Source organism: Candidatus Stygibacter australis, assembly GCA_030765845.1.
Lineage (GTDB): Bacteria > Cloacimonadota > Cloacimonadia > Cloacimonadales > TCS61 > Stygibacter > Stygibacter australis.
Genome location: JAVCDJ010000148.1, coordinates 25,856 through 39,536, shown reverse-complemented (window position 1 = coordinate 39,536; position 13,681 = coordinate 25,856). Strand labels below are relative to the sequence as shown.

The 13,681-nt window shown below is 37.1% G+C and carries 9 protein-coding genes; 5 read left to right on the top strand and 4 right to left on the bottom strand.

Translation table 11 applies throughout. From position 1 onward, the window contains the following. Positions 1-98: 98 nt before the first annotated feature. Positions 99-2,399 carry a TonB-dependent receptor plug domain-containing protein gene (locus tag RAO94_07510; GenBank protein MDP8322180.1) on the top strand — a complete coding sequence of 767 codons (2,301 nt, stop codon included), beginning with the start codon at positions 99-101 and terminating at the stop codon, positions 2,397-2,399. A 163-nt stretch (positions 2,400-2,562) separates the two neighbouring features. Here the strand turns inward: RAO94_07510 and RAO94_07505 are convergent, their stop codons facing one another. Beyond that, positions 2,563-3,540 carry a T9SS type A sorting domain-containing protein gene (locus RAO94_07505; protein MDP8322179.1) on the bottom strand — a complete coding sequence of 326 codons (978 nt, stop codon included), beginning with the start codon at positions 3,538-3,540 and terminating at the stop codon, positions 2,563-2,565. Positions 3,541-3,559: 19 nt separating this feature from the next. After that, positions 3,560-6,379, bottom strand: coding sequence for a TonB-dependent receptor (locus tag RAO94_07500; GenBank protein MDP8322178.1), 2,820 nt, complete (start codon positions 6,377-6,379; stop codon positions 3,560-3,562). A 285-nt stretch (positions 6,380-6,664) separates the two neighbouring features. On the opposite strand from RAO94_07500, the gene RAO94_07495 reads away from it, so the two are divergent. The 3 genes from RAO94_07495 to RAO94_07485 all read left to right on the top strand — a co-directional run bounded on the left by RAO94_07495 (position 6,665) and on the right by RAO94_07485 (position 10,660). Next, positions 6,665-7,789 carry a saccharopine dehydrogenase C-terminal domain-containing protein gene (locus tag RAO94_07495; GenBank protein ID MDP8322177.1) on the top strand — a complete coding sequence of 375 codons (1,125 nt, stop codon included), beginning with the start codon at positions 6,665-6,667 and terminating at the stop codon, positions 7,787-7,789. 312 nt (positions 7,790-8,101) lie between these two features. Continuing rightward, positions 8,102-9,730 (top strand): endonuclease, encoded by a 1,629-nt coding sequence (locus RAO94_07490; protein ID MDP8322176.1) that lies wholly within the window; start codon positions 8,102-8,104, stop codon positions 9,728-9,730. A gap of 6 nt (positions 9,731-9,736) precedes the next feature. Continuing rightward, entirely contained in the window at positions 9,737-10,660 is a 924-nt protein-coding gene (locus tag RAO94_07485) for an RluA family pseudouridine synthase (GenBank protein ID MDP8322175.1), read from the top strand. A gap of 118 nt (positions 10,661-10,778) precedes the next feature. On the opposite strand, the gene RAO94_07480 is transcribed toward RAO94_07485, so the two are convergent. Beyond that, a complete protein-coding gene (locus tag RAO94_07480; protein ID MDP8322174.1) occupies positions 10,779-11,864 on the bottom strand; it encodes a DUF362 domain-containing protein in 1,086 nt (361 codons plus the stop codon). A 420-nt stretch (positions 11,865-12,284) separates the two neighbouring features. Here RAO94_07480 and RAO94_07475 point away from each other — a divergent pair, with 420 nt between their 5' ends. Beyond that, positions 12,285-12,962, top strand: a complete 678-nt coding sequence (locus RAO94_07475; GenBank protein ID MDP8322173.1) for a DUF554 domain-containing protein — start codon at positions 12,285-12,287, stop codon at positions 12,960-12,962. A gap of 2 nt (positions 12,963-12,964) precedes the next feature. Here the strand turns inward: RAO94_07475 and RAO94_07470 are convergent, their stop codons facing one another. After that, on the bottom strand, positions 12,965-13,606 hold the full coding sequence (locus RAO94_07470) for a YceH family protein (protein MDP8322172.1): 642 nt from the start codon (positions 13,604-13,606) through the stop codon (positions 12,965-12,967). Positions 13,607-13,681: the final 75 nt, after the last annotated feature.

Sequence of the window (13,681 nt, the reverse complement as noted above, 5' to 3'; positions counted from 1 at the left end):
CTAACTTTTTAACATTTTCTTGACTTAAAATGTCTTTTTTGAGTAAATAGTATTTGTAAGAAGCTAATCATTATTAATACTTTCTTTTTGGAGGGTCTATGAAATATTTTATGTGGATACTAGTTGTTTTTTTTGTTTTTGGATTTTGCAATAATTTATATAGTCAAGAAAAATACAGTATTGAAGAACTTCTGGAAATGTCACTTGATGAACTACTTAATCTTAAGATCAGAACCGGTACACTCATTGATATCAAAGGAAGTGAACTTCCAGTAGCCTTGACAATAATTAATAAACAGGATATCCAATTGACACCAGCAAGGAATCTTCTTGATCTTCTGGAGATTTACGTTCCAGGATTTACTTATGTGGAACATTTTATGGGACCAAGAATGGGACTTAGAGGTATTCTGGGAGATCAGAATTATTCATTTCTTCTACTTGTGAATGGAAAAAATGAAAATCTTAAACATAGCCATGGACCTTTCTTTGAATTACTGAATAAAGACATATCTGATATTCAAAGGATAGAAGTTATCAGAGGACCTGGCTCAGTTACATATGGACCTGGAGCAATTGCAGGAATTATCAATATCATTACCATTAATAATTGTGATAATGATCTTAATCAATTATCTTACTCAAAAAATACGCTCTATAATTTTAATAAATATTCCTTTGAAAGCCATTATAAATATAATGCTTTTGAGTCTTACCTGAAATACAGCCAGGTGAGATCGGATGGAAACAAAGAAACTAAATTCTGGTATATTGATAGAGCTCATGGATATGGCTATGGATTTATGAGTCCTTCATGGGGAAATATGGATACTGGTTCACTACCTCCTCCCCTATATGCAGATTACAATGACCAGCCAGAAATCAAGATGCAATACTATGCAAAATACAAGGAAGATTATGAGCTTCTGGCAAGATATTCAACTACAAGCCAAAACTATACAACTCAATCAACAACTCTTTTTAACGATGACATCTGGAGTGGAGTTTCAGGCAAATATGCCAGTATTGAGCTCAAGCATCATTACTCTTTTTCAGACATTCTTAGTTATAAATCATTGCTAAGTTTTGACTCCGCGGATATCTGTGAATACCGTTATTGGAGAGGAGAAGACGCGAATCTGGAAGATATATCTCAAAAAGGACTATCTTTCTCAGAAAATGAATATAATTATAATATTCAAATAAATTTTGAGCCGAATAAAAAAATCAATCTTGCTTTTGGAGCAGAATATAGTTATGAATTTTATGCACCACAATGGGGAAAGGAAGATGACACTTTTTTGATGTCATTCCAGCCACCTATACGCTTTGCTGTAATTGACAGCAGTTCCGGTTTTTACCAATATTTCCATGATTTGGGATATGCCACCCTGATTGATGATGATATTTCCTGTAATACGATTTCAGTTTTTGGTGAGGGCTATTTTGATTTACATCCGAAGCTTAAAATGATGATCTCAGGACGTTATGACAAGCACAATCTTGCTGATCAAGCCATAAGCCCACGACTTGCTTTGATCTCATCCATTAACGAAAATAATATAATGAAACTAACTCTTCAGAAATCCGTGAGAATTCCTTTATTCAGTGACCTTTATTCTCAGGATTATCTTGAAACAGGTAAATCAGAATTTGAAGAACTTCGGGGTATGGAATTATCATATCAAAGGCTGCAAAATCAGAATTTGTCTCTAGGAATGAATCTCTATTACAATGAAATAGATCAATTTGCCTGGATCCCAGAAACTTCTGCTTCAGGATTAGCCGGTAATCTTGATCTGATGGGTTTGGAGATGGAATTACAGTATAAAACAAATAGAACCCAGGCAGGTATGAATTATTCTTATGTGAAGCAGCTGAACTGGGAATCTTCATTTAATGATACTGCCTGGATAACTGGACTTGATGGAGAGATCATTTACCTTGAGGATAATGCCAGTGATCGGCTGAACAATTTACCGAGTCACAGTTTGAAATTCTTCTTGAACCGTAACCTTACAGAGAATTTGAGACTTCATCTGGATGGTCGTTTTGCCTTTGATTATCAACAATCAATAATGCTGGATAAATTTGAAGAAGCACATGAGGAATATGGCAATCCTGTAACTCTTGAAGAAATGAATGATATCATTGACGCATTAGAAGATCATGGATATGCCCAGCCATCCTTCACCTCAGATATTTCTTTATCCTGGAAGAAAGAACTGAGTAAAATTAGTTTTACTACCATGATATTTGCCAGAAATATTTTGAGCTATAACCATGTGCGATATATCATTCAGTACTGGGAAAATGGTAATCTCAGGCAATATCCCCGTCAATGTGGATTTATCGAAGAGCCTTTAGATATTGGCATTGAAATTTCCTGCAATTTTTAATAAAAAGTAAGCCTCATCTCTCAAATGAAAGATGAGGCTTTATTAATTCCTAAGCTATTGAGTTAAGACGATGTACTCATCGGATTGACTTAAGAGCGACCATTGCCACTCCAAAAAAAACCTTAAGTCAATCTGCAGTAGCATCTTAACTCAATATTTTTTCTTATTTCAGCAGGAGCATTTTACTTGTTTCTACTCCCTTTGAATGTGAAATTCTGCTAAAATAAATTCCACTGGCAATAGCTTTTCCACTATTATCTGTACCATCCCAGACTTCAAAGTGATTTCCACTTGTTTGAGTTCCATTATAAAGAGTCTTAACCAGTCTTCCAGCTACATCATATACAGAAAGATCAATATCAGTGCTCTGCTGCAGTGAATAATCTATTCTTGTGGTAGGATTGAAAGGATTGGGATAATTACCTCTAATGATAACAGAGGAAGCATCAATTACACTTTCAGTTGTGTTAGATTCAGGATACATGTCTGCAACATAACGTGGATTAAGACTATATTCATCATATGAATAAACTACCATTCCAACCAGTCTTCCCCAGAAATCACCGAGAGTGATAACTATTTCTGGTTCAACTTCGTCCAGATAGAAAAAACTGTCATCTATCTGGCAGGGTGCTGAGCCATCAGTTACATACCATACTCCATATTCATTCTGGGCAGCAGTAACTGTGACATCATCTACCTGCACCAGGCAACCTTCATAGGCTTCCATACTTGCCAGATCTGCAGTTGATATTTCAACTGGTGCTGGAACTGCTGCTGTACCTATCACTTCACATTCTTCTATTGAAGCAAGTTCTGTAAGTTCATAATATTCATCAACAGTAGCAGTGATAGTTACCAGATCACCTTCGGCCAGACTCCACACATAAGCTTCATCATAATCAAATACATATACGCCACTCCAGGCACCACCATCAGGGTCTACTATAAAGAAACTAGCATGACCGCCACCGGGCTTCCAGCCAACACCTACTACAACTGCTTCCTCAATTGTCACCACCTGTTCCAGGTAAGGTGAATCTCCACTCGGGTCTTCAGTGAATTGGATATCATGAACAGTAACAGCGAATAAGCTGCCTATCATGATTGCAAACATAAATAAAACTAAGGTCTTTTTCATTATTTCCTCCTTGGATTAATTAAAATTTTAATTCTACTGTTGTAGCTATATTGAATTTAGGTGCAGGTACTACGTAAAGATTTTTTTCTTCCAGCATATAGTCATTTCTGCCGTAATCTGTACCTACATATCCTTTAGTATAATTTTCGTCCCGATTATTGACATTCTTGAAATCAACTTTAACCATCAATTCTTTATTACCAAATACAACACAATCATATGTTACTGACATATTTACTGTAAAGAAATGTGGCAATTTTGAATCAAAGGTAGCTTCAGTATAATGGGTCACACCATTTTCATCAATATAATCGACAATAGGTCTTTCATATTCATTTTCTTCATTACAATAATACTCATCCCACCATTTGAAATCTGTTCCCACTTTCAAGCTGCCGTCATTTGGCAGATATTTGAAGGTATATGCAAGATTTCCTGATGCCATTTGTTCTGGTGAAAAAGGTACTACATTCCCAATTAATTCTTCTGCAGGAGTATTGCCAATAGTTTCTGCATTCATTTTGTTCCAGCGGTTACGACTAAGCGTACCCGATAAGCCATATTCAAATCCCATGCTTTTCCCAGAGAATGATAATTCAATGCCTTGATGGGTTGCATCTCCATAATTAGTCGTCAAAGTCTGCTCTTCCCCATCAACCGGCATTGTTACTGAACCTATCTTATCCAGATAGTGAGTGCGATAAATATTAAGGTTGATTTTACGATTGAAATCACGATAACTATATCCAAATTCATAAGTAACCACTTTTTCCGGTTTAAGTTCTTTGATCTGTACTCCGTCAACGAACCCATCTTGATTTGGTCCATATTTATAACTGTACCAGTCTCTTACTTTGGGCTCTTTTTTGGCGATAGAATAATTTACAAACATGCTGAATTTATCGGAAGCTTTATAATTCATACCGAATTTGGGAGAAACAAATTCCCAGGTTCGCTTGTAGTCTTCATCATCAAATAAAAGAGTATCATTATCTGTCATCTCTTTGGTATTATAAATATATTCATCAAGGAATTGACCTGTTCCGAAATCAAATATTTGAATTGGATTTTCTTCTACCTCAGAATAATACTGGGCTGCCTGTACATCAGCCATAAAATTAATTTTCTCACTGGGGCTGATATTGAATCTGCAAAACCCTGATAAATTGCGTACAGAACTTGAATAGTCACTACTTACTTGTGTCTGATCATAAATATTATAAGCATCGGTTAAGGAATCATTTGCTGCGTAATGGAAGTCATTTGATTCTACATAGTGATCTGCCATCCAATAACGGAACTCATATCCTGCTATCACTTCAAAGTAATGATTAACCTTGTTTTGATAATATGAATTAATTCCCAATTGCTTATGTTGATTCTTCATGTCATTTTCAAAACCATTTTCATATGTACTAGTTATCAGATTGGTTGCGCTGCTGTAGCGGAACCGATATTCTTCTCCCTGGTAAGTATAGATATAAAAGTCATCATTTGTGGGATCAATGATCAAACCTTCTGGTAGTTCACCGGTCTGCTCATATATCCAGGCTGCATGCTTACCAAAAAGTCTTCTATCGCTATCCATATCAGCATCCAATGGTCTTACTTCACCAGTTTCCACATCAAAATAATCATTTTTAAGATACTTTCCACCACCAACGCCCATCGTAACAAAGAAATTGGTCATCACTGATGATTGATCAGTTATCTTCCAATTATCACGAATAGAAAATTGAGGCTTGAAATAGTAATTTTCCTGATAGCCAGAAAGACTTCTATTATAATTTCTTCCTAAAGTATCAAATAAATCAGGATCAGAAGTAGTTCTAGCCTGATTATGACTCTGAGGAGCAGCGATCAATGAGAAGTTCATTTTATGAGGACCTGCTCTCAGTTCACTTTCGGCTCCAAATGACCAGCCATCATAACTGGTTCCTTCAATATAGGAATCACCTGCTTTCCGTTCAGTAGATATAATCAAATTGAAATTTCCAATATCACCAGAATTGTAGCGGACAATTGCATTATAATTTATAGGTTGATATTTCTCTATTTCTCCTTGTCCATTTGCCGTTTCATCTGGACTTTGATAACTATTTACAGAACTACGAAGACTCCACTCTGCTTTTGGTGTAGCTTTCATAGTCTCTATATTCAATGAGCCCCCAAAAGCTCCAGAGCCATATAATGATGATGAAGCTCCTCTTTGCACCTGCACAGAATTCACATTTGATGAAAGCCCTGTCCAGTTAGACCAGTAAACTTTCTGGGATTCTGGATCATTTACTGGAATACCATTAATTAATACCTGAATTTTCTCTGCATCAAAGCCTCGAATACTTAATTCAGCTTCTCCCAATCCACTGCCAGAGGCAAACACACCAGGTACATCCTCGATTAATTCCGGCATATCCTGGGTAGTATACCTATCTGCAATATCCTCATTAGATAATTCGGTAAATGCTACAGGACTTTCTCCCGGAATTGATCTGAGAGCATTAATTGAACTTCCACTGATCTGAAGAGCATCGATTTCCAGATTGAAATTGACACTAGTGGTTTCGCTTTCTTTCACAACAATCTCTTTTTGTTGAGGCTTATATCCAATAAGCTCAATCGATAATGTGTGAGTCCCCAAAGGTACATCTTTAAAATAAAACTTCCCCTGGGAATTTGTGTAATTACCTTCATTAATATCTGTAATCCTCACAACAACCATTTCCAGCGGGTCGCCACTTTTGGCAGATTTCACCTCACCAAATATATTGCCCCCGATGGCAAACAAATTCACTGATAATAATAATACCAAAAACATAATAACAAAGCTCTTCTTCATCAATTACCTCTCATACGGTTATTTATTCTTTTCACTTAATATGAAAACAATAAGTTCTTAGAGTAAGTATTTAAGAATTACTGAATTAATGTAAAGAAATAATTATTATTTCCTGTAATTTTTTTTCTGCGATTTTATAACTTTACAATTTATTACCACTTAAATAATTCTTCACAAAAATATATAAATATTCAGGCGAAGGTGATATTGGTAATAAAGGAAAGTTATTTGATAATTTTCTTACTACTCGCCAGTAGAATCATCCATAAATATAAGGAGAATAAAATGAAAAAAATTATAGTCCTTGGTGCTGGAATGGTCGGCAGTGCAATAGCACTTGATCTAGCCCAAAATTACCAGGTCACTTCAATAGATATTAAAGATGAAAATCTGCTTCCACTAAAAAATATCCCCGGGATCAAAACTCAAGTTGCCGATCTTACAAAATCTGAGAATATTAAGAGAATTATTGCAGACTGCGATCTTGTAGTAAATGCCGTTCCTGGTTTTATGGGATACAGAACGACTAAAGCCGTGATCGAAGCCGGAAAAAATATCGTAGATATCTCCTTCTTCCCAGAAGATTGTTTTGAGCTTGATGAACTGGCAAGGCAAAAAGGGGTAACAGCTATTGTTGATTGCGGTGTTGCTCCTGGAATGGGCAATATCATCTTAGGCTATCATCATGTTGCAATGAGCGTGGAAAGCTATGAATGTTATGTAGGTGGATTACCATTTAAACGCAGCCTGCCCTTTCAATACAAAGCTCCCTTTTCGCCTATTGATGTCATCGAAGAATATATCCGTCCCGCACGTTATCTCAAAGATGGTAAACTCGTCACTATGCCTGCCCTTTCTGAGCCCGAATTCCTGGATTTTAACGAAATCGGTACGCTGGAAGCATTTAATACTGACGGTTTACGCTCTCTGCTCTTTACTATTAAAATTCCAAATATGATTGAGAAAACCATGCGCTATCCAGGTCACATCGAATATATGAAAATGCTGAAGGATTCCGGCTTTTTCAGTGAAGCTGAAATTATGATTAAGGGTATTAAAATCAAGCCTATTGATATGACTGCCCGTTTACTTATCGATAAATGGAAACTGGGTAAAAATGAACCTGAATTTACTGTAATGAGAATTATCATAAAAGGAAAAGAAAATGGCAAACCAATCCGCTGGCAATATGATCTCTTTGATAGATATGATGAAAAAACCGGCATATCTTCAATGGCACGCACGACTGGTTATACTGCCACTTCTGCAGTTTCTCTGGTTTTAAATGGTGATTTAAAGCGCCCTGGTATCAATCCACCAGAATACATCGGAGAAGAAAAGGACTGCCTTAATAAAATCCTGCAATACCAGAAAGAAAGAGGAATAATTTACCGTATAAGCAGTTCTTGATCATTTCATCTCATAATGTTAGATACTGAAATTGATCTTTCTAAAGCCTTGCTTATGGTCGAGCACCTTGGCAATGGTTGACCGTTCTGAACCGAATATCATCATTGCTAACTGGCTTATATATAGAGTTTTATAAACTTCTATCCTCTGATCGACCATTGCGAAGGTCATTCGACCATACGCAAGGTCTTGGCTGGTGAGAATTGAACAGGACCTAATGTTATTTTTTTGTTCAGATTTTTTATAACTTTACAATTTATTACCTTGTAAATAAATCTTCTTCAAAAGATATTATTATTTATGTGAGGTTATATGCGTAATTTATTAGTTATCTCGATTTGTTTGAGCCTGGCTCTGCCCCTCTTTTCAAGTGCATTCACTCCCCCTGCAGATTATTATCAGGGATGTGACGGGTTAAAAAATGAACTGCTTAAAGCTCAGTTACACAAAATTATATCCGGGCACACCGTCTTTCCTTATTTTGGTGACGGTGAAATTGCCACAGCCGATATCATGATGGAAGTGGATCAAGATCCCGATAATCCTGATAATATTATCTGTTTTTATTCCGGTTTCAGCTATCCCAAATCCTGGACTGATATGGGTTCCAGAACCGATTATAAAGCATTAGGCACTACTCATGAAAATTCCTGGAACCGCGAACATGTCTGGTCTAAATCTCATGGATTTCCCGGACGTGAAACTGATATTGCCTACACGGATGTCCATAACCTGAGACCCGAAGATAGATCAGTCAATTCAGCAAAAGGTGATAAAGATTTTGACTGGGGCGGCTTTGATGAACAGGAAGTAGAGAACTGTTATACGGATATTGACAGTTGGGAAGCTCCTGACCGCGTGAAAGGCGATATTGCCCGTTGCATATTTTATATGGCAACCAGATATGAAGGCACAGATACTCCCTATGATCTGGAAATCGTTGATTATACAAATACTCAAGGTCCTCTTTATGGCAAACTCTCCACCCTCCTCGAATGGCACAAACTGGATCCTCCTGATGATTATGAAAAAAGACGCAATCAGATCATTTACACTAAATACCAGCATAATAGAAATCCCTATATAGACCATCCTGAATATGCATTTAGTATCTGGGGAGAACCAGAATATAATCCACGGCTTACTACTTCTCAGGAAATTATTCACTTTGATGGAGTTCAAAATAGCGATATTACAACTTTTGAATTCAATGTTACTGCGGTAAATCAGAAAGTAGACTTGAAACTTTTCATAGAGGAATTTTCTGATATTTTCTCATTTAATGATCATTCATCTACAGTCCAACTTCCTGTTAATAAGAACATTATCAATCAAGTGGTAACAATCTACTTTAACCCTGTATCAATTGGTGCTATCAATTCAGATATTCTTTTCAGCGGATTTGATCAGGATATAGAGCTTAAGGCATTTATTCTACCGGAAAAAGGGAAATGGCTCATTGATCAGACCTTTGACGAGTCTCTGGATGATTTCACTCAGCTCGTTTTACAGGGCAATCCGCAGCACGGCTGGCATCATTCTTCCTGGGATAATGACAATTTTGCCAGAGCAAGAGGAAATAAAGACGAATATACTCCACGGGAAGCCTGGCTCATCTCTCCCCTGCTTACTTTAGGAAATGCAGGAATGTTTTATCTCAATTTTCGTACTGCCCGTAACGATAATAATTCACCTGACCAGTTCCAGGTTTATATAGCTTCAGACCTCCCTATTGATGGCATTCCTGCTGATGCCGTAACGCTTGACCCTGTATTATCAGAAGGTAATTATAACTGGCAGAACAGCTCCTGGCTGATTTATGATAAAGATGACCTGCCAGATGAAGAACAGATTTATCTACTCTTCAGATATTACTATGATGGAAATCCCGCTGGTCAGGAAACCTGGGAACTGGATGACGTAAAGCTATACGCAAAATAGGGTATTTTGCCGAAAATTACCAATACTCATATTGTTCCTGAGAATATCTCTGGTATTAGATTAACAGATTATTTGCTTAACTATGGTAATGAACTGTTGGAAAACCAATGCACACGAAATTATATTAAGAAGATAATTAAAGCCGGTTATATTATGATCGATGGCAGCCAGGCAGCTACTGCAAGCTGGGTGGAAACTGGTCAAAGAATTGAGTTTATCAAGCCAGATATTCAACCAGCTAAGATCTTTAAATTGCAGATACCTGTTATCTTCGAAGATGAATATCTGGCAGTGATAAATAAACCGGCGGGAATAAAAGTAAGTGGAAATTGTTTCCGCACTGTCGAAAATGCCTTGCTATATAATATTTCACTTTCGTCTTTACCAGCAGCTCTGGCTTTGCCAAGACCTGTGCACCGCCTGGATGCTCTCACTTCAGGACTTTTACTGATTGCCAAAACCCGTCCGGTTCGCATCGCACTGGGTGAGATGTTTGCTGAACACAAAATAATCAAAACCTATCAGGCAATTGTCATTGGCAAAACGCCTTTGAGGGATACCATCACATCTCCCCTGCAGGATAAAAAGGCTGTTACACACTATGAACGGATTAAGCTAATACCTTCTTTAAGAGATGAATGGCTTTCACTATTGGAATTAAAACCAGAGACAGGTAGAACTCATCAACTGCGGATACACCTTTCAGAATCTGGCTATCCTATCCTGGGTGATAAATTGTATGGCACTCCAGGACAGATATACAAAGGAAAGGGGTTATTCCTGACTGCTACTGGTTTAGAGTTTTCCCATCCAATCACAAAGCAGCAGATAGATATAAAGATAGATCCCCCAGCAAAGTTTGACTTACATCTAAAGCGAACTGAAAAAAGATATAGAAATCTTAAGGAACAACAACAAAACACTATCTAACATTAAAATGTCAGTACGTGCTTTGTTGTTATTCCTGATTCCCTGATTAGGTCTGTTAAGTAATCGCAAGAGGTTTTATTATTATTTAAGCCAGTCCTTGTTTTATAACCCGATAGGTTTAACTTTTTATCAGTTGATAATCCGGGGAGCCTAAGCCTATACTTTTTGCATATTCAAACTGCCTGGCTCCGCGGAATTTCTTGCCTTTTTGCCTGATCAAATCATGACATGCTTTATCAATTGCCACGGGATCAGTAGAAATGAATATCCCTACATCTTCCATCAGAATTTTCATTTTTCTTGGTTCACAATCGCAGCCAGAAGTGATGTTCATGGCAAAATTGATATAGATATTATTTTTCCCTTTTTGAGCAGCAAGTGCGTATTCGACTATTTTTTCCTGAAAATTATTGCCGATCCCGAGAAAATGGAGAATACTCGTCAAAGTAAAGATCGAAACTGCTTTCTGAGGACATATAGAGACGCAGGCGCCGCAACCTACACATTTTTCTGGATCGATGAATGACTTCTTTCCGATAGTTATTGCCTGCTCATTGCATCTGGTTTTGCACAGATTACATTTTATGCATTTTCGATTCACGATATGCGGCTTGATCCCCATGTGCATTGCCATCTTTCCCCCTTTAGCAGCATGTCCCATTGCTAGTTGCTTTATGGATCCACCAAATCCTGCCAGAGTGTGACCCTTGAAGTGAGAGATGACTATTAGTTGATCATAATCCAGAAATGACTTTCCAATCTTACAGGTTTTGAAGTTTTTTTGATTGATCTCCACTTCAGCAAATGCCTCTCCCTGTTCCCCATCGGCAATGATGATCGGCAGCTGCGTGAAACCATGTTCCTGAGCAGTTTTAATATGCAGTTCTCTATTATGCCTTTGTCCACCATACATCACACTGGTTTCCATATAACAGGTTTCAATTTCTCTTTTTTGCAAAAAATCTATTATGCCCTGATAGTTTTCTGATTTAATAAATGTATGATTACCCTTTTCACCAAAGTGGACCTTTAAGGGTATCTTTTTCTCAAGGGAGATATTTTCTTTATCAATAATCTCGTTAAGTAATGCACTTGTTATTACTTGCACTTCTTCAATTGAAGTGCTGGCATTAATTTTATGAAAATATACATTAGACATTTCATCTACTCCTTTGATCTGCATATCACAAATCAGGTAGAGCATATTGTGTTTTAAGAGATTTTGTCAATATAATCGATTCGGGCATCCTCGCGGAATTATAGCGATTGTTCAATTCTCACCAGCTAAAACCTTGCGCATGGTGCCAGCACCTCCGCAATGGCTGATCAGAAGGAATGAGGTTATAAACCTATACCAATATACCAATTAGCACTGCCATATTTTTTTGTTAATAACGGTCAACCATTACGAAGGTCTCAGAAAGGTCAATTCCCCAAAAATTGACAAATATGATGCATTTGAGTAAATTAATTACTGCTATAACTTCACGTAGTTCACGCCCCACTTCCGGTGTACCGCCCGCTATGCACGTTCTACTTAAATCCTACTTATCTGATTTTATTTTAATTAACTTGCGTCTTTTGTGTTTGTAGAGAATTTTAGAAAACATAAAAGGAGATTACTATGTTGGGAACTATAATCAATGCTGGGGCAGTAATTGCCGGCAGTTTGCTGGGTTTGCTACTGAACCGTAAACTGCCAGAGAAGGTCACTCAGACGGCATTTAACGGAATTGGTGTTTTCACTATATTTCTGGGAGTTTCAATGGGTATGAAAACGCAAAACTATTTGATCCTGGTATTCAGCATAGTATTGGGTTCTATTATAGGTGAATTAATTGATCTGGAGAAAGTAATCGAGAAAATCACAGATCGGATCAAGCAAAAAGTTAGCAGCAGTAATGATAGATTTTCAGAGGGTATGATTACTGCCTTTCTCTTATTTTGCATGGGCTCAATGACAATACTGGGAGCGATTGAAGAAGGTTTGGGAAATAAACCTAACCTATTATTAGCAAAGTCGTTACTTGATGGGTTCGCAGCAATTGCTTTAACTTCAACCCTGGGTATTGGAGTGATGTTTTCTGTGATACCGCTGGTGATCTATCAGGGGGGGCTCACATTGCTGAGCAGTCTATTTGGAGATTACTTTAACCCATTGATCATCAACGAGGTAACGGCTACTGGTGGGTTGATATTAATAGCAATGGGTATTAGAATAATGAATATAAAACCTGTTAGAGTGCTCAATATGCTGCCAGCTTTAGTTTTCGCTGTTATCTTAAGTTTTTTATTCCTTTGATATCAGGATATACCCAGTTCTTTCTTTAAATTATAATAATCAAGCTTTAATTCTATCATTTCCTCCTGCAGTTGCTCAATTTTTTCTTTAAGCTCAGCAATTTCATTTTCAGGTTTCTCTTCATTAATTTCTTGTACGTCATCGATTAATTCTTCCTGATCATCAAGGAGATGGATATAGCGCTGTTCTTTTTGCCCAAGCTGGCGTGCTAAAAGCATAACCAATGGGATTTCACGATCAGTAAGTTTTTGTAAAAATTGCTGAACTTCATTGAGAGAATCAAATTCATGCATTCTTTGAGTATGTAATCGCAATTCACCCAGAGTTTGCGCTCCTCTCAGAAAAAGGGCTGCCAGTAAGGAGATTTCACGTTGATCAAGACTCAGAGCTTCTCCAATATTATGCTTATACTTTATCACTCGCTGTCCCTGCCCACTGGAAAATATCACAAGTTTCTTCTCCCGCAGTTCATCAAGGGTATGAATAAGAGTTCCTTCATCTACATTCATTACTGGATCACGATTTGATTTCTGATTGCAGGCATTACGCAAAGCATTTAGACTCAAGGGATAGTAATCTGGAGTTGTTAGTTCTTTTTCTATTAATGAACCAATTACTCTAACTTCTGTTTTAGTTAGTTTCATAATCATATCCTTTTTCTTTTTACAAAACAATAATTATGAATGTAGTGACAAATAGTCAAACAATTCAACTAATCA